At 39.3% G+C, this 24,497-nt stretch carries 20 protein-coding genes and 1 riboswitch; of the genes, 6 read left to right on the top strand and 14 right to left on the bottom strand.

The window, feature by feature from the left end; translation table 11 throughout:
- Window positions 1–40: 40 nt before the first annotated feature.
- The 4 genes from metF to ACHWSC_RS04230 form a co-directional block, all read right to left on the bottom strand.
- Complete coding sequence (metF, locus tag ACHWSC_RS04245; RefSeq protein ID WP_088163184.1) at window positions 41–997, bottom strand: methylenetetrahydrofolate reductase [NAD(P)H]; 957 nt, start codon at window positions 995–997, stop codon at window positions 41–43.
- A gap of 70 nt (window positions 998–1,067) precedes the next feature.
- Window positions 1,068–1,170, bottom strand: a riboswitch (SAM riboswitch).
- A gap of 216 nt (window positions 1,171–1,386) precedes the next feature.
- Window positions 1,387–2,238, bottom strand: coding sequence for a hypothetical protein (locus ACHWSC_RS04240; protein WP_394675881.1), 852 nt, complete (start codon window positions 2,236–2,238; stop codon window positions 1,387–1,389).
- A 103-nt stretch (window positions 2,239–2,341) separates the two neighbouring features.
- Entirely contained in the window at window positions 2,342–2,866 is a 525-nt protein-coding gene (rimM, locus tag ACHWSC_RS04235) for a ribosome maturation factor RimM (protein WP_075994448.1), read from the bottom strand.
- Between the two features lie 119 nt (window positions 2,867–2,985).
- Window positions 2,986–3,507: a 30S ribosomal protein S16 gene (locus tag ACHWSC_RS04230; RefSeq protein ID WP_075994449.1), complete on the bottom strand. Its 522-nt coding sequence runs from the start codon at window positions 3,505–3,507 to the stop codon at window positions 2,986–2,988.
- 360 nt (window positions 3,508–3,867) lie between these two features.
- Between ACHWSC_RS04230 and ACHWSC_RS04225 the strand changes: the two genes are divergently transcribed.
- Both ACHWSC_RS04225 and ACHWSC_RS04220 read left to right on the top strand, forming a co-directional pair.
- Complete coding sequence (locus ACHWSC_RS04225; RefSeq protein WP_394675880.1) at window positions 3,868–7,218, top strand: UvrD-helicase domain-containing protein; 3,351 nt, start codon at window positions 3,868–3,870, stop codon at window positions 7,216–7,218.
- A gap of 7 nt (window positions 7,219–7,225) precedes the next feature.
- Window positions 7,226–10,105 carry a PD-(D/E)XK nuclease family protein gene (locus tag ACHWSC_RS04220; RefSeq protein WP_394675879.1) on the top strand — a complete coding sequence of 960 codons (2,880 nt, stop codon included), beginning with the start codon at window positions 7,226–7,228 and terminating at the stop codon, window positions 10,103–10,105.
- A 96-nt stretch (window positions 10,106–10,201) separates the two neighbouring features.
- Here the strand turns inward: ACHWSC_RS04220 and ACHWSC_RS04215 are convergent, their stop codons facing one another.
- The 3 genes from ACHWSC_RS04215 to ACHWSC_RS04205 all read right to left on the bottom strand — a co-directional run bounded on the left by ACHWSC_RS04215 (window position 10,202) and on the right by ACHWSC_RS04205 (window position 13,262).
- The gene (locus tag ACHWSC_RS04215; RefSeq protein ID WP_088163188.1) at window positions 10,202–11,071 is read right to left on the bottom strand and encodes a cupin-like domain-containing protein; all 870 of its coding nucleotides are present in this window, start codon (window positions 11,069–11,071) and stop codon (window positions 10,202–10,204) included.
- Between the two features lie 434 nt (window positions 11,072–11,505).
- The gene (locus tag ACHWSC_RS04210) at window positions 11,506–12,276 is read right to left on the bottom strand and encodes a uroporphyrinogen-III synthase (RefSeq protein WP_075994453.1); all 771 of its coding nucleotides are present in this window, start codon (window positions 12,274–12,276) and stop codon (window positions 11,506–11,508) included.
- Between the two features lie 11 nt (window positions 12,277–12,287).
- Window positions 12,288–13,262, bottom strand: coding sequence for a DUF4271 domain-containing protein (locus ACHWSC_RS04205; RefSeq protein ID WP_394675878.1), 975 nt, complete (start codon window positions 13,260–13,262; stop codon window positions 12,288–12,290).
- A 123-nt stretch (window positions 13,263–13,385) separates the two neighbouring features.
- Here ACHWSC_RS04205 and ACHWSC_RS04200 point away from each other — a divergent pair, with 123 nt between their 5' ends.
- Window positions 13,386–13,949 (top strand): DNA-3-methyladenine glycosylase I, encoded by a 564-nt coding sequence (locus ACHWSC_RS04200; RefSeq protein ID WP_394675877.1) that lies wholly within the window; start codon window positions 13,386–13,388, stop codon window positions 13,947–13,949.
- Window positions 13,950–14,054: 105 nt separating this feature from the next.
- Window positions 14,055–14,555 (top strand): hypothetical protein, encoded by a 501-nt coding sequence (locus tag ACHWSC_RS04195; protein WP_394675876.1) that lies wholly within the window; start codon window positions 14,055–14,057, stop codon window positions 14,553–14,555.
- A 44-nt stretch (window positions 14,556–14,599) separates the two neighbouring features.
- Here ACHWSC_RS04195 and hpt read toward each other — a convergent pair whose 3' ends face one another.
- A complete protein-coding gene (gene hpt / locus ACHWSC_RS04190; RefSeq protein WP_075994457.1) occupies window positions 14,600–15,139 on the bottom strand; it encodes a hypoxanthine phosphoribosyltransferase in 540 nt (179 codons plus the stop codon).
- A gap of 27 nt (window positions 15,140–15,166) precedes the next feature.
- Window positions 15,167–17,341 (bottom strand): transglycosylase domain-containing protein, encoded by a 2,175-nt coding sequence (locus ACHWSC_RS04185; RefSeq protein WP_394675875.1) that lies wholly within the window; start codon window positions 17,339–17,341, stop codon window positions 15,167–15,169.
- Between the two features lie 294 nt (window positions 17,342–17,635).
- Here ACHWSC_RS04185 and ACHWSC_RS04180 point away from each other — a divergent pair, with 294 nt between their 5' ends.
- Entirely contained in the window at window positions 17,636–18,700 is a 1,065-nt protein-coding gene (locus ACHWSC_RS04180; RefSeq protein ID WP_286848895.1) for an Mrp/NBP35 family ATP-binding protein, read from the top strand.
- Between the two features lie 85 nt (window positions 18,701–18,785).
- Here ACHWSC_RS04180 and ACHWSC_RS04175 read toward each other — a convergent pair whose 3' ends face one another.
- The 5 genes from ACHWSC_RS04175 to ACHWSC_RS04155 form a co-directional block, all read right to left on the bottom strand.
- On the bottom strand, window positions 18,786–19,553 hold the full coding sequence (locus ACHWSC_RS04175) for an exodeoxyribonuclease III (RefSeq protein ID WP_120335089.1): 768 nt from the start codon (window positions 19,551–19,553) through the stop codon (window positions 18,786–18,788).
- Window positions 19,554–19,626: 73 nt separating this feature from the next.
- Window positions 19,627–20,385: a peptidylprolyl isomerase gene (locus ACHWSC_RS04170; RefSeq protein WP_088163194.1), complete on the bottom strand. Its 759-nt coding sequence runs from the start codon at window positions 20,383–20,385 to the stop codon at window positions 19,627–19,629.
- 58 nt (window positions 20,386–20,443) lie between these two features.
- Window positions 20,444–20,791, bottom strand: a complete 348-nt coding sequence (locus tag ACHWSC_RS04165) for a hypothetical protein (protein WP_075994462.1) — start codon at window positions 20,789–20,791, stop codon at window positions 20,444–20,446.
- Window positions 20,792–20,862: 71 nt separating this feature from the next.
- Window positions 20,863–21,309 (bottom strand): low molecular weight protein-tyrosine-phosphatase, encoded by a 447-nt coding sequence (locus ACHWSC_RS04160; RefSeq protein ID WP_075994463.1) that lies wholly within the window; start codon window positions 21,307–21,309, stop codon window positions 20,863–20,865.
- Between the two features lie 511 nt (window positions 21,310–21,820).
- The gene (locus ACHWSC_RS04155; protein WP_120335090.1) at window positions 21,821–23,374 is read right to left on the bottom strand and encodes a Do family serine endopeptidase; all 1,554 of its coding nucleotides are present in this window, start codon (window positions 23,372–23,374) and stop codon (window positions 21,821–21,823) included.
- Between the two features lie 230 nt (window positions 23,375–23,604).
- Here ACHWSC_RS04155 and dapF point away from each other — a divergent pair, with 230 nt between their 5' ends.
- On the top strand, window positions 23,605–24,384 hold the full coding sequence (gene dapF / locus ACHWSC_RS04150; protein ID WP_394675874.1) for a diaminopimelate epimerase: 780 nt from the start codon (window positions 23,605–23,607) through the stop codon (window positions 24,382–24,384).
- Window positions 24,385–24,497 lie beyond the last annotated feature (113 nt).

Genomic DNA, 24,497 nt, shown 5'->3' with positions numbered 1-24,497 from the left:
AGGGAGCTTATGCGCTCCCTTTTCGTTTTATTTTTATGAGTTAGGCTAGTTTTTCGACAATCTTCTTTGTTGGACCAGGATTACTCATCGTATAGAAATGTAAAACCGGAGCGCCAAATTTAATTAGCTCCTGACATTGTTGCACCAACCACTCTTCACCTACTTGTCTGACGTCGGCATTCGTTTTACATGCTGAGACAGCATCGCTCAGTTCCTCCGGAATATCTAAATGAAATATCCTTGGTAAGGTCACCAACTGTTTTTTCGTTGTCAGTGGTTTTAACCCTGGAATAATAGGGACATGGATTCCGTTGTCCCTACATTTTGTTACAAACTCCTTGTATTTTTCAACATTAAAGAACATCTGAGTCACAATAAACTCTGCTCCCATATCGACTTTTTGTTTCAGGTATTTAAAATCAGTATTGAAATTTGGCGATTCAAAATGCTTTTCGGGATAGCCCGCTACTCCGATGCAAAAATCAGTCTTTTCCGATGTGATAATGTCTTCATGCAGATACTTTCCTTTATTCATATCAGTTACCTGTTCCAGTAGGTCTGTTGCAAAAGCATGTCCACCATCGGTCGGTATAAAATCGGCATCGCCCTTACGTGCATCTCCCCGCAATACCAAGACGTTATCTATCCCCAGAAAGTTCAAATCGATCAATGCATTTTCAGTTTCCTCTTTTGTAAAACCACCACATATCAAATGGGGCACCGCATCTACCTTATATTTATTCATGATTGCAGCACATATCGCCACTGTTCCAGGACGTTTACGATAGGAAACGCGTTCTAGTAATCCACTCGCATGCTCTTTATAGATATAATCTTCCCGGTGGTAGGTTACGTCGATAAAAGGAGGTTTAAACTCCATCAGTTCATCCATGGTTTTAAAAATACTTTGGATGCCCTGCCCTTTCGCCGGTGGCAATAGCTCAAAAGAAAACAATGTTTTTCCTTTGGCATTCTGGATATGATCGATAATCTTCATTAAAAAACTGTTTTTAGTTTGGTTGGCTTACATCGAAACGCACACGTCGAGGAATCGTTTATCTACATGTAACTTATCTTTCCCACATGGAGTAGGGTAGAATTTAGCACCTTGAACAATACAGGTTGCTAAGGCTTCAACGGGTCTAGTCCCTCGGCCTTTCTCTATAAGCGTTGCTAATATCGTTTTAAAAAATCAAAAGACAAAAATATTTTTTCGAAAAAGCAAAAATAGCGGTAAAAAGATTGCAATAAATACGGCTTCAGGTTTATTTCCAGGCAACAACAGGAATTTAGGCTCCACCAAATATAAAAGACTCTAAAAAAAGATAAAATTAACGGTCGAGGATCATCGACAACGAAGCGACTGACTACGCCACAATAGATTGGCTAAAGATTCGCCGCCAGGGAATTCCGTAGATTTTTGAGATAAAATGTAATCAGTAAGAGTCCCGTAACATGGTACTCCTCTTTCGATCCATATTTAAAACCATCAAATAAATATTTGTAGGCGAGTAATGCATTTTTTTCGTTGTAAAATAACTCTTTCCAAGAATCGGGAACATCTGCCCATGCCTTGAGCACGATGCCATTCTCAGCATAAATAATGGGTGATTCAACACCATCCATTCGATAATCGTGATGTGTGCCTGAACTTGATATGTGCTGGAAATAAGCGATAGAATAATCTACAAAATTCAATGCCCTGGCTTTTATCTCCATTTCACTTTCTGATTTTACAGGGGCATTTCGCCATAGATTCACTTGGCTATCAAATTTGCTCGGGGTCTCCCGGATAGGGGTTTTATCTAACGCAAAGTTGATATAAAGTTTTTCACTTGTGGGCACACGTGCTGAGCTAAACTGTGAAAAATCACCTCTCAGCTGAACAAAATCGTTTTTTACCTTAACAATATCCAAAGCGAGACTACCCTTTTTCTCATCGGTCAATTCTAATCGATCGCCGTCGAATCTATACTTACCGAAGAGTAGGATATCATCGATCGCCATGACAAATTTGTCTTTATCATGGAGGGAGAGAAAGGACCGGTATATCGTAGGGTCATTACCATAGACATCTGCCTCCACATTTTGGGGTGATTCTCTTTTTACTTTATGATACTCCTCATTTGAATAGCCCAATATCATTTGGTAATTGCCTTCAGGAAAGTCCTTTTTCTTCCCAAAGAAAGCACAAGAAGACAACGAGAATAGGAATAGCAGCAGTAATAACGGTTTCAAAATAAATCAATAATTATGGCCAGTAATAATATACAGACCAAGATAAGAAATTACTGCAATAGTTCGTATACCGCTATTTATTTGAATAAGCTTGGGGATATGCTTATTCTTTATAAAGATCCACCAAGCCCTCTGGCAATTCAACTTCAATGATCTCCTCTTCGCCATCGATTCCTAAGATTAAATCATCGGACAATGGGAACATCAGTTCTTTACCGTCCATATTTACCGAAGCGACAAATTGCTGTGGAAATTCCTGAACATCTGTTATTTGCCCCAATTCACCATGGTTTTCATCAATCACTAAAAAACCGATTAAATCAGTATATCTAAAATCATCTGGATCGCGCTCGGGCATCTTATCATTGGAAAGATATAGCTTTTTACGTACAAGTACTTGAGCCTTATCGATATGATCCACATCCTCAAATGTCACATACGCTGTACTATTTTTTTGAAATTTAATGGTATCAACAAAATAAGGAACAAGTTTTTTGTTCACTTCCACAAAGACAACATCGATATTCAAACTCTCGTATTCCTCGAATTCAAAAAATAGTTGTACTTCTCCTTTAAGACCTCTTGTTTTACTGATGTAACCGATGTAAAAGCTTTGATCAATAGTCATATATTTCGTATTTAGCGATTAGCTGTGAGACATGATTTGGCAAACCATTAGCCTATTGGCTGTTTCAAAAAAAGCCGGCTCAAGATTGAGTCGGCTTTCTCGAATACTTTATGAAAGAATTAACCTTCAGTTTCTTCTGATGCAGGAGCTTCAGTCTCTTCAGCAGCAGTTTCTTCCGCTACAGGAGCATTTTTAGCAGCTACAGCAGCAGCTTTTTCTTCTTTTTTCTTAGCTTCAGCCACTAAAGCAGCTTTTTTAGCTTCAGCTTTAGTTTGTGCTAAACCATCTTTTTTACCAGAGATTCTTGCATCATTAGCTTCAGTCCAAGCTGTAAATTTAGCTTCAGCAGCAGCTTCATCAAAAGCACCTTTTTTCACACCACCTTGCAAGTGTTTTTTGTAAAGAACACCTTTGTAAGAAAGGATAGCGCGAGCAGTGTCAGTTGGTTGAGCACCTTTATTCATCCAATCCAAAGCTTTTTCAAAATCCAAAACGATAGTTGCTGGATTTGTGTTTGGGTTGTAAGAACCAATACGTTCGATGAATTTACCGTCACGTGGAGCGCGAGAATCCGCTACGACTACGTGGTAAAAAGGACGTCCTTTTTTACCGTGTCTTTGCAATCTGATTTTAGTTGCCATTTTTTAATTTTATTTTATGTATTCAACATATCCCCCGAGCTTCATACTAGAGGGGATGCAAAGATAGTTATTTTTTTCTAATCATCATTATAATTTAATAAAACTTCACTGAAAACGACAGGGTTAGCTCTTATCAACAAGCTCTTTCAACCGTAATACCTACCCCTTAGGCCTTCATCTTTTCTTGCTTCCATACTAGCAGCTACAACAAACTTTTCAAAAATCAAGACAAAAAACAGCTCCTTCCTTCAAAAGGACATCTTTACCAAATGTAAACAGGATGAACCGTTTGGGTACAGTGCCTTCGAAATAGTCATCGACATTTTTGCCAATTCACTTTTTACTTTCTACCTTCATTCTATGAAATCTGTTGCGCCATTAAAAATACTAAAAGCTTCAGCCGGTTCGGGAAAAACCTTTAGCTTGACTTTACACTATCTCACACTCCTACTCTCCAACGAGAATAGCTATAAGGAGATTTTGGCGGTGACATTCACCAATAAAGCAACCGCCGAGATGAAGGAACGTATCCTCTCGGTACTCCATGGCTTGGCAACAGGCAATCGGAGTCCTAAAATTGAAGATTTCAGAAAGCTTTTACTCCAGCAGCAGCCAGACTGGAATCCGCATCTGGTACAGGAGAAAGCTTTTCGGGTGTATCGACGTATCCTACATGACTACAGTCATTTTACCATAAGTACAATTGATGGTTTTTCCCAAAAAGTCATTCGTGCATTTACGTATGAACTCAATCTTGATGCTGCTTATAAGATTGAAATGAATGTCAATAAAGTGAAAAATGACCTGACAGTCATGCTTAATCAATTGCTGGATGAACGACCCGACCTACTGGATTGGATTATCGCTTATGCGGAAAAGAAAATAGCAAAAAATGAAAATTGGAACTACCGCCAACAACTAATGGGTTTGGCAAGTCTTATTTTCTCTGAAAATTTTCAGGAATTTGATGGCTACATCAATTCTGCCAATCCAAAGGAGGTTTTTAATCTCCTCAATCAGGAAGTTGAACAGAAGATAAACTCCTTCACGGAAGCGCTCTCCATGACAATTGAAGCCTTTAGTGAAACATTCAGGAATTTTAATATCTCCGAAAGTGACCTTAAAGGTAAATCGCGCAATAAAATAATCTCCGCTAGCAAAACCAATAAAAAAACGGAAAAGCTGAGCGCTTCCGAAATTGCCAAGGTACTGGAAAAGTATCTCCAGTTGATCGACAATGAAGATGCTTTTACAGATAGTGACAAAAATATACGGCATGATCTTATCGCCGCACTCAGCCCCATTCTGGCATCGTTCCAAAAGCTACACGATAATCTATCGGCTTACATTGCTTATCAAGCGGTACAAAGTAATCTCTATTACCTACGCCTGCTCAAGGAAATGAGCGACTTACTGACGCAATGGCGGCGGGATAATGGTGCTCAATTAATTTCCGACTCGCAGATTTTATTAAACAAACTCGGACTTGATGAAAATAGCGATCCAACATTTATCTGGGAGAAGATCGGCAATCGTTTTAACTACTTTTTGTTTGACGAATTTCAGGATACCTCGCGTATTCAGTGGAAAAATTATAGTCCACTACTGATCAATGCATTGGCAGATGCCAAAGGCACAATCAGCGAACACCTGATCGTTGGGGACGTCAAACAGAGTATTTATCGCTGGCGAAATGGGGATTGGCGCATACTCCTGCAACAGGTAGAACAACAGGTTGGTCATACTTTTCACTTAGACGAGGATAGCAGAACCACCTTTATCGAAAACGGAAGCCTTGACACCAATTTTAGAAGTCTTCCAAATATCATCCATTTAAACAATTACCTCTTTAGCAGTATTCCCCAGCATCTGCAACAGGTACTGAATGAAAAAGTATTCGAAAGCCTTGATGAAGAAGGTAAACAGTGGTGGATTTCTACTGGCAATGACACTATGCTGGTCAAAGCTTATGAAAACAGCCAACAGGAAGTACCTGAACATAAAAAAGGGAAACTTGACCAATTAGGATCTATCGAAATCTCTTACATTCCTGTCTCTGATGGACGCTACAGAAGAAATCAGGTTATTGAAGAATCGCTACTACAACTATGTCAGAAAATAGGCGACTGGCTCGGTAGCGGCCGCTACCAGGCGCAGCAGATCGGTATCCTGGTACGGAGTAATGTGCAGGCTAAATTGGTCATTCAAAAGCTCATGGACTTCAAAAAAGAGCAGCAACTTACATTTGAAGTGATATCCGGTGATGCATTATCCTTAGCGAGCAATGATGCTGTACTATTATTGATCGAAACGTTAAAGGCTTTAGTCTACAATTCGGATAAACATACCATCCATAAAGCAAAGATGGTCTATCTATACCAGCATATTCAAAATAAGACAATCGATCAGAATGCATGGTTAAAATTTGCCGGCAACGACATCCGCGCACTTAAAGATTATCTCCCTGAGGCGCTGATTGACTCCTGGGAAATGGCGCAGAAACAGCCTTTAGTCCATTTAATTGAAAAACTCATTGAAATCTACGGCTTCACAACCACGGACAATATCCACCTCCCTTACCTCCTGGCGTTCAAAGATATGATCTCAGCTTTCTCCACCAATGGCGAACGTGGCATTATACAGTTCCTGGAGTTTTGGGAAGAAGATGGCAACCGGGCGGTGCTCCCTTCCAACGGAGAAATTAATGCGATCGAGGTAACAACAATCCACAAATCAAAAGGTCTAGCCTATGACGTTGTGATGATTCCATTCTGTTCCTGGGATCTCGACGGCATGATCAATGGCGATTTTTGGATAGAGACCTCGGATACTCCTTTTGCCCAATTGGGAAAAATTCCAATAAAATATACATCTACAGTCGGCAAATCTGTATTTTTCAAGCAATATTTTGAAGAGATGCTGTTCAACTACATGGACGCCCTCAACACATTCTATGTAGCAACAACACGTGCTGTTGAACACCTCTATATTACAGCTCCTTCCTTTAAAGAATCTGTTGACAAAAAAACAGGTGAAATTACAGGATATGATATTAAAGACGAATATATCAGCGATGTGCTCTATCAAGTCTTGGATAGCCCCATAGCTCCGTTTGCACTGGAAGAAAAAGGTGTACACATCGATCAAACGATCGAACAAAAAAAACATCAGGCTCAGAAAGACAATATTATTTCCCTTCGCCATTACCCCATTTCCAAAGAATTGGAAATGGCCTTAGAAAAATCGAGTACGCGTAACATCAATGATATTATGATGCTGGAAAAAGCCGCGCAGTACGGTATATTGGCCCACGATATTATGGCTCAAATTTCAAAGGAAGAAGACATCCATAAACTGGTACGCCAACTGATCCAGGAAGGAATCCTTTCCAAAGAGGAAGAACCTTTTCTCATGCAGGAGATCAATCAGATCTGGAAGCACCCCTTAATCAATAAATGGCTCACCGGAAACTATAAAATCTGGAATGAAGCAAGCATTATTACCGCCAAGGGTGAGACCATTCGTCCCGATAAAGTCTTCACCTCCGCGGAAGAAACAATCGTTCTGGATTTTAAATTCACACAGACAGACTATATTGGGCACAAGTACCAAGTCGACAACTATAAAAAGAATTTGGAGAACCTTGGCTATAACAACGTTAAAGCCTATCTCTATTATGCGAAATCAAATCAATTAACTGAAGTAAAATAATAGCACGATGCAGACAGCCTTTCTAAAATTAGTAGCAGCAGACATTCAAAAACGTTTTGGAAACGATCTGAGTGAAATTGCCATCGTGTTTAATAATAAACGGCCGATTACCTACCTCAAAAAACATCTCTCTGAAGTGTATGGTCAGGCGATCTGGTCGCCGCAGTTTTTTACGATTCAAGAATTTTTCAGACTTTCGACCGATGATACCGAAGCCAGTCCTTTAACCCAATTTTTTCATCTGTTTAATATTCATAATGAGTTATTGATAGCTGAGGGCAAGCAACCAGAAACGCTGGAAGAGTTCTATCCAATTGCCGAAATTATATTGAGTGACTTCGGTCAACTGGATTATGATCTCGTTCCCATCGAGCAGATCTATCTAGAACTTTATGACAATACCAAAATCGACATTGCTTTCCAACATCTCACGCAAGAACAGCAAGGGTTTATCCGTCAATTTTGGCAGTCCTTTTCTATTGCGGGGCATAGTGGCGTACAAGAGCGCTTTCTTCAACTTTGGAAAAGACTGCCCGTATTATATGATCGATTCAAAGAAAAGCTTAAAACAGAAGGCCAAACCAACTATCCAACAATCTACCGTGATCTGGTTGAAGGCAAGGCTACAAATCAGCAGTTTGCGTCCTCCTTTCAGCATATCCTTTTTGTCGGTTTCAATGCTTTAAATAAAGCTGAGGCAAAATTATTTAGACAATGGCAGGACAAAGGCAGCGCACTATTCTATTTTGATGCCGATGCCTATTACCTGGAGGACACTATGCAGGAGGCGGGACTTTTTATCCGTCGAAATATTTTTCAAACAGGTTTGGTCAATGCCCTTGGCGATAGCCCGAACATTATAGGCAATAGAACCTCAACCGTAAATCTATATGCCAGCACCGGAAAAATCAGCCAAACAAAATTGCTCCATGATATCCTCGAACAGCACCATAACATGGAGCAGACCTCTGCCATTCTTCTAGCAGATGAAAACCTACTGGTTCCTTTGCTGCAGAGTCTGCCCGATGTCAACCCCAACATCACAACGGGATATCCCCTAACGCAGTCTCCCATTTTCGGCATCCTGGACCTATGGATGGATGTACATTTGGAGATATCTCAGTTCAAGAGGCGGAAGATTCCTTATCAGGTCATAGAGACCTTTATCAACCATCCGCTCAGCATGGTTTCTTTAGCAGATAAACTTCAGATCCAAAAAGAGATTGCCGACAAACAGCTCTTTGAGATCGCATTGGAGGAGCTTCATCTCAAAAGCTCCCTGCCTCAGTTTTTTGTGCCAATCGAAAATTCGGCACATTTGATCCCTGCGCTCATTCTGATCGTCGATGACCTGTTGCATAGCATCTCTTCTCAGGAGCGCATCCGCCAAATTGACAACAACCTCCTGATCGAAACAAAGAAAACGTTAAATCAGCTGCTACTGGGCTTTGAAACAGTTGCGCCCTTAAGCATCAGCTTCCAGATTGGCCTGATTAAAAAAGCAATCGCTCCAATAAATTCGGCGATAGAAGGAGATCCGCTAGAAGGAATTCAGATTATGGGCCTCTTGGAGAGTCGTTGTTTAAATTTTGACAACGTATATATTCTAGGCGCAAATGAAGGCATTCTACCCAAAACGTCCAATTCACCGACCTTTATACCCAATAGCCTGAGAAGCGCTTATGGCCTTCCCATATTGGAGAATCAGGATGCCCTGTCAGCTTATTTATTCTATCGCCATTTTCAATACAGTGAAGGAATACATATTTTCTACAATGGCTTAGTAGACGAAAGCTCTACCGGCGAAGAAAGTCGTTTTATCAAACAGCTGGAGTTTGAAAGTAAATTTCAGTTTGACCGAAAAATTCAACAACAGACCATCCAATTTGCCGATAAAGCGCAAGAGATTGTCATCGAGAAACGTGGTGAAGTCTGGGAAAAGATGTATCAGGACTTTATCGTCAACCAGAAAAGGATATCTGCAACGGCACTAACAACTTACCTGCAATCCCCATTACAGTTTTTTTTAAAACATATTGCCGGCATCAAAGAACCGCCTTCAATCTCTCAGGAATTTGAGATGAATAAACTGGGAACTGTCATCCATAATGTCATGGAGAAAATATTCCTACCTTTCAAGGGGCAACAGGACTTTACACCGACAACTGTCTTACGGCAGGAGATCGACAAGATAGAAGCACAGGTGATTCGTGAAATAGGCCTGCAATATCAGATCGAATTAAAGACAACACATGATTTAAACAGCTTGCAGCGGATCATGCTGAAGATTGCCTGCGAGTATGTCAAGATGTATCTTGAATATGACATCAACAACTACAAAGCATTTCGGATTATTGAACTTGAGAATGACAACGATTATGTACTGCCCTTTCCTATTCAGATCAATGGAGAAGAACAACAGGTCACACTTTACGGCATCATTGACCGTGTAGATGAGGTCGTAACACACGACGATCGCATTATCAGTAGAATTGTTGATTACAAGACTGGTGGAGACTCGATCATATTCAAAGAAATCGACCAGGTATTTGCGCCAAATACCGAAAATAAAGCCATGGTGCAGACGCTATTCTATGCCTATGTATTCGAACAAAAGACAGGAAGAAAACAACTCGAACCCCATCTCTATGTCGCACGTAAAATGCGGGAAGAAGGGACATTATTCAGTGGTAAAGAGGGAATATTGACTGATGAATTCCTTGCTTTCCAGAAAGAAAATTTTGTCAGATTCCTGCGAGATATTCTTCAGGAAATCTTTAACCCAGATGTTCCATTTCGGCATAACCCAGACGCAATGATTTACCCAAGCGACCCTTATACACTGTTCTACCGAGAAGCTAGCAAATGGGGCGATGCAGAAGAATAAATATAGCAAAGACTTTAAAGGAGAGGTCAAACTAAATGCTACACATCAAATACATTTAAAAAACAAAAGGGGACATTTTACTGTCCCCTTTCTATATTAACGTTTGTTTCTTTTAATTGCATTATTGGCTCGACGTTTTGCTGTATTAATTTTATAATGGAACCAATGGTCTTTGAAGATCTTTCGCATCGTATTGTCAAAATGCCTTGTGATAAACAGATTACGCGCCCCCTGCAATTTCTCACTGATCGAATTTGCTAACGCCCTAACAGAAATCGAATAGCCCTCTGTCTCATATTGAATATAGTGCCACCAGCCTGCCGGCATATATAAGGTCTCTCCAGGATGAATGACAGCTTCATAACCATCTAGGTACTTTATCCCGGGATATTCCTCTTCACTACTATATTTGGGATTTGCAATACTATGAAAATTGTATGGCAATTTGTACATCAAATCAGATTGATCATTCGGAAAAAGCCAAATACGTTTTAATCCTTGAAATTGAGAAATAAACACGTGTGACATATCAATATCGAAATGATTACGGGTACTTGAACCCTCTCCACCAAAGAACATAAATGGCAACCATTGCAATACCTTACCGCCGGTAACATCGTTATAAATAACATCGTGTTTTAGTTCAGGACGTATCTTGAGTAGATTGAACAAAAACAACCGTAACTCTGTCGGTTCTTTTGTGATCAGATCCAAATATTCTGCAAATGTCATATGGCCAACAGGAGCACTGGCAGCACGGTCCATTGATTCTTCCTCTTTTCCATAGACATCTATCTTTATATCTCCTGCGATTTCCTTAAAGTAATCATAACTCCATTTCTTCCACGCTGGACTTTCTGCACTGATAAAATCTGATATAATTACAGGAAAACCTGGTTTCAGATAATTCTTTAAAAAGTCCTCTGATTGAATGCCCGAAATTTTATCAACTTGCTTTAACTTCACGACTGACTAATTTTGCTTAATTACAAACATAAAAAAAATATTTCTATCAAATTTTAAAAATACTGCCTATGCTTTATTTTTAATTGGAATAAATTACTCCAAGCAATTTAATAGAAATATACTTAAAATCTCAATGACCATCGTCACTTTTATTACATTTTAACATCATCGGTTCGACTCGCCACCATTTTTATACCCCTACAGATAAAAATACGATTCATCTATCTTTTATACAATAACATGAACATACCTCATAAATTGATCATCCGGCCAATTCGTAAAAGTGTCATCGTACCATTCCCGATTCGGAATGATAAAACTCAACAACAACGCCCATAAAAGTATATACAGATCCTTGCGGATCTTAAACTGCACAAATAACAAAAAAAGGGTCTTAAGAACCCTTTTTTCTTTATTTACCTTATGTTAGGCTATTACTTATTTACCTTTTTGATATATTCTTCAACAGCCATCGTCATACTAGGCGCTTTTGGTGTCGGAGCAGGGATATCTAAAATCAATCCGTGATCTAAAAGAGCCTGTTGAGTAGAAGCACCAAATGCTGCAATCCTTGTATTATTCTGCTTAAAGTCAGGGAAGTTATCATATAAGGACTGTACACTTGAAGGACTAAAGAACACGATAACATCGTAGAAAACATCTTTCAAATCAGTCAAATCGCTTACAACAGTTCTAAAAAGCACAGCCGGTGTAAATTTATAGCCGTTTTGTTGTAACCAATTACTTGTTTCCTCATTGGCTACATCCGAACAAGGGAACAAGAAATTCTCCCCTTTGTGTTTTTTCAATACCTCTTCAAGGTCTTTCGCGGTCTGTTTACCAAAGAAAATCTTCCGTTTTCTATATTGGATATACTTTTGAAGATAGAGGGCAATCGTCTCTGAAATACAGAAATATTTCATTTCTGCAGACACTTCAAATCGCATCTCTTCACAAATTCTAAAATAATGATCTACAGCATTTCTGCTCGTAAATATTACGGCAGAATAATCTGCTAAATTAACCTTATCCCTACGCACATCTTTGGCAGGAACTCCTTCTACGTGTATAAAACCTCGAAAGTCTAATTTTAACCCGTATTTCTTTGCTAAATCATAATAAGGGGACTTATCGTTTTCAGGTTTTGGTAAAGTCACCAGTACACTTTTTACCTTCTTTGCTCTTTCTACGTCTGAAGTTTGCATATTAACCAGTTTTAGCTCAATAATCTTAACAGTATTAATATTGGTGCTATTTCTAGGCAACAAAGGTACAAAATTAAATAGGAAATTGAAAATTTATACATAGACATAATATGAGTCGCTGTCTTAAGAAATCGATAGAAAAAGAGTAAAGCAGCTCCAACAATAGCCAAATGCAGTACAACTCCTACCGATGTCAAAGGCACAAGACTCAAAATTAATAGTACAGGAAGCATTAAAAAAAGTGTGTTGAAATAAATCAGATACAGCACGGTCACATATTCCTTTACCAACTTTCTAATTTGAAAAACAAAGGATAAGAATCGGATAAATCCGATTTTTAAAGCAAACAAAGCACCAACCATTCCCGCAGTCTTCATATAATTGGGAAAAGTAATAAAATCGAATCTATTTAATTCATATGCATAAAATAGACTTACAAATAAGCCTATTGCCCCAGAAAATAATATAAATAGAAAAATAAATGGCCAAGATGTCAGGATCGTATCCTCTTTGCTTACAGACAATAAGACCCTATCATCCCAGTACCCCTGAAAAACCAATTTAATATCCGAAGGGAAAAATACCCGAATCATCCCAACACCAAAAATTAATGCGAGAACTGTAAATAAAATCCAGTTTTCACGATGAGCCTTGAGTGTCCCATATTGCCGATCCAAATTGCTCCTTTTTAATTCGTTTTGAAAATACTGCTGTACATCATAATTATAAATGTTATGAACCCTTAAACCTTCCCCATTCAATGTTACGATCCGATATTGATCTTGTAACGCTGGGTTCAAGGACGCCAAAACTTTCTGGTTAGGCGTTTCGACAGAATCCCTGACAACATTTAGACTATCCGTCCTAACGATGCTGCTGTCCTGAACAACTGCCCGTAAAGTCCGTCGCTGTGCATGCGATCCTGTTATTGAAAATAGCAGGAATACTACAAATAGAAAATGATATTTGAAGATAGTTACGCTCATTAAAATGAATTGTCTCTTAACGGCAATGAAATGCTCATGAACCGTCTATATTCGAAACTCTTAAATTGTGGTCGTAAAGTTAGGATAAAAAGTTATATTGCATTCAAAAAATCTTCAGAGAACATGTACAAAGAAATCACCCGTTGTCAATGGTGCGGATCTGACCCACAATATGTAGACTACCACGATAAAGAATGGGGACGACAAGTCCGCGATGACAAAACTTTATTTGAATTCTTGATCTTGGAATCTGCACAAGCTGGTCTCAGCTGGATCACGATTCTTCGTCGAAGAAAGGCATACCAAGAAGCTTTTGCCAATTTTGATGTTGATCAAGTCGCTGCTTATACCAACGAACATGTCGCTAGACTTTTGGTCGATTCGGGAATCATCAAACACAGGAATAAAATTGAATCCACCATTACCAATGCACAGCATTTCAAGAAAATCCAAGCAGAATATGGTAGCTTCTACGACTATTTATACACCTTTTTGCCCGAAAAACAACCGATCGTCAACCACTGGACCAGTCTGCAACAGGTACCTGCAACTACAGCTATTTCTGATACAATAGCAAAAGACATGAAGAAAAGGGGATTCAAATTTTTCGGTTCTACCATCTGTTATGCTTATATGCAGGCCGTCGGAATGGTGAACGACCATATCGAAACCTGTTCGTTTAAATAAGCTAACCATTAAAATGCGCACAGGTTTCGCAAACACCAATTTATAGGAATCAAAACCGGTTCTCTACACCATAAAAAAAGACCGTTAAGAACAGAAATACGACATATGAATCAAATCGACCTAAAACAAAACCAATTGGTATTAAAAGAAAAAAGGGGGCCTCTAATTGCCAGACTATTCATCTATTTACTTACCATATTTTCTATAATTCTACCCCTTGGTGGCGTCACTGTCAATGTATCCAATAATAGCGGGCTGACAATTGTGAGTGTTATCATGCTTGGCTTATTTGGATTAATAGCATACTATATGCTCCGTGTTTCATTATGGAATACTTATGGCGCTGAAATTATTGAATTTCAAAAAAACAAAGTCAACTACACCGCCGACTACCAATGGTTTAAAGGAGGTCAAAAAGAATTTGATTTTGAAAAGATAGACTTTACAATACAAAAATCGGGTTATGAGGAAGATAACAAAGGTGTCTTAGTCATTAAATTTGATGAAAAGGAAATATTTGAAACTGTCTCCAAACTACCGTTATCAGATTTAGAAATTTTACGCATAAATCTGAAAGAATTATACAACGATCAAACACCTGAATAGATCAAAATTCTATAGTCAAAATCTAATGATCACTTGTTAGTACATTAGACTGCTACGTTTTTATAAATATCAGGGAGATTCCGACAAAGACCATTAAAATCCATACCGTACCCAACTACAAATTCCTTACTTATTTCAAAGCCAACATAGGTCAATTCCTCGAAATGATACTGCAGCGCCTCGGGTTTCACCAAAAGTGCACAGGCAATCACACTTGCTGGATTTAATTTTTTTACGGCATCCAAGGTATACTTCAGTGAATGCCCGGAGTCAACAATATCTTCTACAATAATCACATCACGGCCTTCAAGATCAATACCAAGTCCTAAAAGCTCGTTTAATTCAGATTGCCCCGTTCCAATATAAGAAGCCAACTTAATAAACGACATCTCACAAGGAACATCAATTTGTTTAAGCAAATCTGCCATAAACATAAAACATCCATTCAAGACGCCTATAAAAACAGGCTGTTTGTGTTCATAACGCAGGCTTATATCAATCCCCATCAAGCGCACTCGTTTCTGAATTTGCTCCTCTTCAAATAAAGGTTCGAAAAGCAGTCCGTCAATTTCTATCTTTTTCATGCTAACATTCTTCTTTCAGCACAGGCACTATTTGTGTGTGTCGTTTTCTTTTTCCTCTTTTTTACGCCCTAATATCTTGTCAAATAGCGATCGTTTTGGTTTCTCCTGCTCACTAGCCTCCTCATCTTTCTTTTCCGTTAGATCCATTTGTTTTAGCTTCTTTGGAACAGATACATGCTCAAGATTGTCGGCAGGAGAACTACTTTCGAGACGATCGAACAATAATGGATCATCTCCCATATCAAATACATCAACAGAATCTACCACAGCTGGTCTTGCTGCCCGCAGATGCGGCTGCAGAACAACTTCATAAAAACCATAATTTGAAGTTGTTGAATCCACACTAATCTGCCCTGTTTTGGTCATAATATGACCATAGGTATTAAAATAGCGCAACATATTCCCTTTCAGGTGCCCTGTCCAGTCAAAAAAATTGAGTCCCTTTTTAGGACGGGGAACAATGCTCGACAAAAATATACTTTCTCCAAGCCCTAATTGCGCCGGTGTTTTCCCAAAATAATAGCGTGCGGCTTCGGTAATTCCATATACATTATTCCCCCATTCGATGACATTCAGGTAAACCTCGTACATGCGTTTTTTACTCACTTGCTGAGAGCGCTCCATCAGCCATACCAGCAAAATTTCCTCCAGCTTCCGTACAACCGTCTTATTGCGATTTAGAAAAACATTTTTCACCAGTTGCATTGATATCGTACTCGCTCCACGCTTAAATCCTTTTTCCTTAATGTTTGTAGCAATAGAGAGTTTAAAAGCCTTCTCCTCAAAGCCCTTGTGCTTAAAGAAAAATGGATCTTCTGTATTGATCAAACTAATCTGCATATAACGGGATATTTGATCTATAGGTGTAAAATTAGGATTTTGAGGTCCGACAACAATTTCCCGCATCGGCTTACCATCTTCATAGGCTGTATACGTGAATGGTGTATTTAACATCGCAATATCGGCCTCCCCCCATTTGACTACCTTTAAATCCCTATCATCCATTTTGGAAGAGAAAAGAAGCTTTTCGGGCTTTTTGATTTCGAGAGCAAAGTTCAGATCGTATTGAATATGCCCCTCCACCTGAATACCGTCTAAGCCAGGAAATAATCCAACTGGCATGGCATCAAAAAAGTGCTGAGCCTCTATCCTATCGGTATGGATGGCAAGGAAGAGTTCCTTTTCCGGCTTGTGCACATATTTGATATAAGGAGAAAACACAAAATCTTTGACCTGAACGGTACTTTCTTTGCTCACTTCAACCGATGATGCTCCAATATTCAATGCCCCCTGCATGATGGCCTCAGGAAAAATAACATCTTTACTAGAAATACGCCAGTGATTTACTTTCAGATTTTTAAATCCCCATTGCCCATGCAACTCCAGTAACTCCTTATTTCTTCTATGAGCCTTGTCCAATCGGAAGGATATTTCATCAAAACTTACCGCAAGACCAAATTTGCGTTGTAATAGCGGAAGATTTACCTCTTTTTTATCGGAAAAAAGACGAAGGTCACATTCTTGATTATCTGAATCAATTGTTCCAGTCAGATTCCAGGCCGCCTCATGGTCATTTAACAGGAACTTGGTTTCCATATCTCCGCCGTCTATCACAGCAGAAGGAATTACAATGCGTTGTGAAGTACTGTCGTCACGATAGGAAAGCTCAAGGTCCTTGAGATCGAGGTCATTTGGAATCTTAAAAAATACATTTTTCAACAATCGATCTGCCAAGGCCGCCAGATTCTGCTTTGGGTTATCATTTTCAACAGTATCCTTTTTCTGCTTCTTGAACAGGAAATCGTAGTTACTGATCGAATCCTTTTTAACAAGAGAAATCTTCCCATTATCTAAAAGAACTTGTCCTAACTTCACATCACCAAATAACAAAGGCCACAATTTTACAGACACTGTCAAATCATTGATTTGAGCCAATTGATCTCTATTTTTGGGCAATAGCTGTATATTCTTAAACTGTACAGCATTAATCCCCTGGAAAGCATAATATTGAATCTTCAATTCCATATCATACTTTTCAAGCAACTTCGCTTTCGCTTTGTTGATTGCTCCCATGAGCATGGCATCTCTTTTCTGATAAGCATACGTGCCTACTGCGATCGCCAAAACCAAAATAGCAGCTAAAGCGATATAAAGCCATCGCCATTTGCGGGACTTAAAAGATGTTATAAATCGATTGGACATAATTATTACTTAATGCAAATTCGTGCATATCAACAGTCAAACTTAGATAAATTTGGCTGCATATACAATTATAATTCACTGAAACAAGGATGGCCTTTATCCCTTTATACATTCCGACAAAATTATTTAGAAAACAGGTTGGTTACCCGGAAACGAAAATATGCTGGATAACGGATCTTTCCTAAAGATGAGGAGTACGATACAGTAATCTTAATCCCATTAAAAACAAAGAAATGACATGAAATTGATCCGCAATGAGTAGTTTTGTAATCCATGATTACAAATGAATAATAGATGGTTACCAAAGAACAAATATTAAATGCATTATCCTATGTTGAAGAGCCTGATTTGAAAAAGGATCTTGTAACATTGAATATGATTCAAAATATCGAGATCGAAGGTGAAAAAATTTCTTTCGATGTCATTTTAACTACACCAGCTTGCCCGCTTAAGGACCATATTGAGCATGCCTGTCGAAACGCCATAGCCCATTTCATCGACAAAAATCTCGAAGTTCATATCAATATGACTTCCAATGTGATCGGGAAACAAGGCGCGCAAGTATCAGGTATTAAAAACATCATCCTGGTATCTTCAGGCAAAGGTGGAGTTGGTAAATCTACTGTCGCTGCAAATCTTGCACTTGCACTCCATGCTAAAGGAGCTAAAACAGGTCTTTTAGACGCCGACATCTATGGGCCATCGCTTCCAATTATGTTTGGCCTAGAAGGTGCCAAACCGGGTTCGATAGAAATGCCAAACGGCCAGGTTAAAATTGAACCGCTTGAAAAATTTGGACTGAAATTACTTTCAATAGGATTTTTCACCGATCCAAACCAACCTATTCCATGGCGTGGACCGATGACGACCTCGGCTATCAAGCAGCTTTTTAACGATGCACATTGGGGTGAACTGGATTACTTGGTTGTTGATATGCCTCCGGGTACGGGTGACATCCATATCACCGTATCACAGACATTCCCGATTGCCGGTGCTGTGATTGTCACAACCCCGCAGCATGTTGCCCTGGCTGATGCTGTTAAAGGAATCGGAATGTTCTTAATGGATAGCATCAATATCCCATTATTGGGTGTCGTGGAAAATATGGCCTATTTTACACCAGCTGAACTTCCAGAGAATAAATATTATATTTTTGGTAAAGATGGCGGGAAACGTCTTGCAGAAGAATATAAAGTTCCTTTCCTAGGTGAAATCCCTTTGTTAAAAGGCATTTCTGATGCTGGAGATAATGGTTTCCCTGTTGCCATAGATACCGAAGATCCTGTAACGAAATCATTTTTAACGATCGCAGAGAAAGTTGCCCAGCAACTTTCCATTATCCATAGCCAAGGGAGATAGTTAGTGAATAATGCGCTCTTGCGCTTCACCATAAAAAAGGCTTTCATACGTATGAAAGCCTTTTTTATGAAATGTCATCTAAGTATTAGATAGCAAGCTCCAGCAATACCGGGCAATGATCGGAATGGACTGCATCCGGCATTATACTGGAAGATTTGATTTGTTCCGCCAAAGGCTTTGAAACCATATTATAATCAATACGCCAGCCCAAATTCTTTGCACGAGCCCCTGCGCGATAGCTCCACCAACTGTAGTGGTGTGGATCAGGGTTTAAATGGCGGAAAGAGTCAATATAACCCGAATTAATAAAATTCTCCATCCATTCGCGCTCTTCCGGAAGAAATCCCGAAGAATTTGCATTTGATTTTGGATTGTGAATATCGATGGCACGGTGACAAATATTATAATCACCACAAACGACCAAATTTGGTTTTTCGATCAAAAGCTTATCGCTATATAACTGAAAATCCTCCAGAAAACGATATTTAAAATCCTGTCTCACATCTCCTGTTGTACCTGATGGAAAATAGGTACTCATCACTGAAACCTGATCAAAATCAGCACGGATAATACGTCCTTCAAAATCATAATCTTCATGGCCACAACCATACTCAATATGCTTAGGTGTGATCCGCGTAAACAAGGCGACTCCGCTATAGCCCTTTTTTTGAGCTGGATACCAGTAATGCTCATAGCCCATCTGCTCCAACAAAGCAATTTCGGGAATCTGATCCGGTGTAGCTTTAATCTCCTGAAGACATATGACATCCGCATTTACAGTTTTCAACCAGCCTAACCAATCCTTCTTCAAGGCTGCACGTAAACCATTCACATTATAGGTTACTATTTTCATTTTTTGAGTATTGAGATTCTAAATAATAGGAAAAAAAGCGCTCCAATCCCTGGTTTACGACTTCATAAAAACATTAATAATCCTTAGAAGAGAACAGATCACCGATTTTAGAAAAGATACCAGTCTGAGGTTTTAGACCTTTTAGTTCCCGCTCTAAGTTTAACGCTTCTCGCCGCGTTAGTACATGCATGTTCATCTTTTGGTCGACTTCTGGTCTATCGTGCTTATCTGTTTTCACAGCTGCAATCTGATCGATAACATCCACTCCCTTGACCAACTCACCAAATACAGTATAATTCCAATCCAAATGAGGTGCGCCACCAATAGTTGTATAAGCCTGACGCTGTGCTTCCGAAAATTTCTTACCATTCATCCGTGTTTGCTCCAAACGATTAAGATCTTCAGGTGTGAATACCTTTCCCTGAACAAGATAAAACTGAGAACCCGAAGAAGCTTTTGCGGGGTTGTTATCCCTAGCCGCTCCAATGGTCCCTTTTTTATGGAACAAACCGTCCTGAATCTCTGCAGGAATGGTATACCCTGGTCCTCCATTACCCAGCTGCGCTCCTCCAACTGCATTTCTTGAGTCAGGATCGCCTCCCTGGATCATAAAATTCTGGATGACGCGATGGAACAAGGTTCCATCGTAGTATTTACTTTTTGCTAGTTTCACGAAGTTATCCCGATGTTTTGGTGTCTCATTGTACAGCCGCAGCACACAGGTCCCCTTGTCAGTAACGATCTGTACATATTTAAACTCGGGTTTAGCCGCAAACGCCAAAACCTGCAAAAAGCAGAATACTGCTATTAAACTAGCCTTTAAAAATCTCATCTGTTAATAATTATATGTTCCCATTTAGAACTTCCTCTTTTTTCAATTGTGTTATCTTCTAGATAACGTTTAATTCCTCAAAATAATTTATGATCAAGGACTTCATAATCAGTTCTTGCTCCAAAAGAGTATAGTTAGGAATAGGTTTTACCAATTCCCAATGTGGCCACCCTTCTTCATCCAGACCTTTCAGATTATAAAATCCCATAGCACTGAAAAGACGACACGTCGCAATGTGCATCAACTCTTCTTTTTCTCGTTTTGAGAATTTTTGGGCACCTTTGCCCAATTCCTGAACACCAATAAGGAATAAACAGACCTTGATGTCAGGCTTTTCCATATCGAATAGAGAAGCAATTTCATCCTGTAGGATGTTCCACTTCTTGTTTACTTCTGCTGCCTTCATTTTTTTGTTTTAAACAAACTAAGATAAATTTACGATGATTTGCAAGCAAATTAACGCACAGATAAATATAGTTATGCTGTTGGATTCCCTCCTTTGGCAATAACCTCTGCACAACGTTGATCAATCATCTGAAACACGGGATCGAACAAATTATCATCAAAATACGGATCAGGAACAACATCATCTCCCAAAAACAATTTAACTTTGTGCAGATCTTCCTTATCAATCACCTGAGCGCATACATCTGCATAGTTTTGTCTATCCATTACAAATATAAGATCGTATTCGGAAAAAAATTGCGGTTTGAAATGCCGAGCCCGCTGACCGGAAATATCGACACCATATTTCTTTGCAATTGCTATAGCTCTACGATCGGGGGCTTCACCAATATGCCAGTCGCCTGTACCCGCCGATTCAACGACCCAGTTTAATTGATTATCTGCTGCTTTTTGTTTCAATATACCATGTGCAAGGGGAGAACGACAGATATTTCCCAAACAAACCATTAAAATCTTCATCTCTATAATTTTTAAAAGCTATCAAAGAGTAGCAATACCACGCTATGATCCAACTAAACGGCGCAAAGAACGCGATTAGCCGACATAATCAGGTTTTCATGCTTGCCAATAGCAAAATATGTAATAAATCACAAGGCCAGAAAGGCCCAGCATAAAAAGTGCTGGAGCTGTATCGGCACTTCATTCCGCAAAATAGCTAAACTAAAATGATTAAGGAAACAACCGGCTTAAAATTGACTTACTTCTTACCAAGTGTCCTAGCTTTCCCATAAAGTCCTTCTGATTCTGTATCCACCGCCATTAATGAAAACAGACTGGAGAACTTTGCTGTTCAATACCCCAATTCAATGACGCCAATGAGACTAAACACTTTTCATTAAACCAAGCGTAGCGAGCTGAATGATATCGTCATAAAAAATACGATCAATAACACAAAGCATAAAAAAGGTGGCCTAACCTTACGGTTAGAACCACCTAAACTATATTAATCAACCAATTCTTAATTCAATGCTTAATATTCTACAGGGAAGCTCAATTGAACAGCACCACCTTGCGGAGATACTCCTTTCAATCGTACAATATTGCGTTGCGTTGCACCAAGCGCTGTTTCAACATCATCTACTGTATTGACCGCTTTTCCATTCACCTCTGTAATGACCAGTCCACGCTCTACACCGAAATAATCAAAGATACCACCACGGTTCACCTGAGTTACAACAACTCCGGAATTTACGCCCAATTCCTTTTTCTTCTGAGCTGAAGCAGGAATAAAGCTTGCTCCTAATTTATTATAGATCTCCGTTGCACTTTTCGAAGCTTTTCCGCCAGTGCTTGCAGTCTTTAAGGATTCTTCGCCTTTCAATGTCATGGTTACTTGTTTCTCTTTACCATCACGTTTATAGGTAACGTTTACCTTATCTCCAGGACGCGCACGGCCTATAGTTTCACTTAAGACAGGTGAGCCTGTAATCACTTTTCCATTGATTTTTGTCAAGATATCTCCTTTTTTAACACCTGCAGCCTCTGCAGCGCCACCACTTACAACATCTTGAACATATAAGCCATCCACATCTGTAAAACCTTTTTCCTTGGCCAATTCAGGTGTTATTTCAGTATAAGTAACACCTATATAACCACGTTTTACATTACCATATTCGACAAAGTCATCAACAATCTTTTTCACTAAATTAACTGGAATCGCAAAACCATAACCAGCATATGTTCCTGTTGGAGAGGCTATGGCAGAGTTAATACCAATCAATTCTCCTGAAGCGTTAGTCAATGCTCCGCCACTATTCCCTTTGTTGATAACCGCATCTGTTTGAATAAAGGATTCGATCGCTGAACTTACAGGGATTTGATCCTGTCCACCACCAAATGGATTACCACGTTGTTGTTGACCTTCATTCAAAATACCAATCTGACGACCTTTAGCACTAATGATACCTGCAGTCACTGTAGATTGAAGTCCAAGTGGGTATCCGAAAGCCAGTACCCATTCACCGACATTGACATTATCTGAGTTACCCAATTTGACAACAGGAAGGCCCTTACCTGATACTTTCAACAAGGCTAAATCTGTGTTCGGATCACGTCCGATCAATTTGGCTTCAAACGTACGTTTGTCTGTTAATACGACTTCAATTTTATCTGCATCCTCAACGACATGGTTATTGGTTACAATATAACCATCATCCGAGATAATTACGCCTGATCCTGAAGCCTGCACAGGTTGCGCCTGCATTTGACGACGTCCACCACCTTGTGGCATGCCAAAAAACTCTTCAAACATATCAAACGGAGAACCTTGCGATTGCTGCGATCCCTTACGACTATATGTTGTTTTAATATGTACAACCCCAGGTGATACCGCTGCCGCAGCTTGGGTAAAATCAGGGTTACCTGTTGAGGACATCACCCCAGTTGGATTGTTTGCGAAATAAACCTTTTGTTTGTCTTCGAAAGACATACCATCAAACTTCTTATTCTCAATAAGCTTGTAACCTCCTAATGCTACCGCTCCACCGAAAACAGCTGTTAATAGCGTTAAACCGACCTTATTCATAAACTTATTTTTATTTTAAAATGTCTTAATATAAGCTGATAATTTTTGCTCTTAAAATTACCGATTTTATTCGGATATGTTCAAATGTAATACCATTTCGAAGCCTTCGGAAAATCCGACACGTTAAAAAATGTTAATTACTAGACAAATGCAATCATTTTAACAAATCTTAACTTTTCTCCGTTTTTTTGTAACAAAAAAACGTACTTTTGTTACTACAAATCAACGTAATGGCATCAAAAGTAAGATTTTCAAAATATCAGGGAGCAGGCAATGACTTCATTTTAGTAGACAATCGCAACAAAGCATTTGACCGCGCAGATGAAGCATTGGTAGAAAAGCTCTGTAACCGCCGGTTTGGCATTGGTGCCGATGGTTTAATGCTCTTACAAACCAGAGAAAATTACGATTTTGAGATGATTTATTATAATGCCGACGGTAGAGAAGGCAGCATGTGTGGTAATGGGGGGCGTTGTATCGTAGCTTTTGCACGCGACTTAGGCATTATTACTGACAAAACTGTCTTTTTGGCAGTAGACGGCATACACCATGCCTCTTTATCAGCAGATCTTGTCAATCTCCAGATGATCGATGTAACGGATTTTGCCCGTGATGGAGAAGCTTATCTGTTACAAACCGGTTCTCCACATTATGTTGAGTTCGTAAAAAATCTGCAGGATAAGAATGTCTTCCAAGATGGCTACGCAATTCGCAATAACGCTACTTATGGAAAAGAAGGCATCAATGTAAATTTCATTGAAGCTGAAGGAGATGGTTATTTCCTCCGCACATTTGAGCGCGGTGTTGAAGATGAAACCTATGCCTGCGGCACTGGAGCAACTGCAGCGGCCATGGCTGTCGCCTTGCAGCAAAATTTAGAAGGTGATATCAATATTCCTATCCGAGTATTAGGAGGACAGCTGTATATCTCCTTCCATAAGAAAGGCTCCCATTTCTCAGAGGTGTTCTTAAAAGGGCCGGCACAGTTTGTCTTTGAAGGGAACTATTAGATTTTTACTCCTATAGCGATCAAGGCTAATTGCAATCCAAATTTTCAATCCAAGCAAATCAAGCCGTGAAATAGGGCCTACTACCTTTGATATTTAACGACACCTGTGCACAA

This window comes from uncultured Sphingobacterium sp., assembly GCF_964277905.1.
Taxonomy (GTDB): domain Bacteria; phylum Bacteroidota; class Bacteroidia; order Sphingobacteriales; family Sphingobacteriaceae; genus Sphingobacterium; species Sphingobacterium siyangense.
The sequence above is the reverse complement of the archived record's forward strand: the minus strand, read 5'-3'. Positions and strand labels throughout refer to the sequence as shown.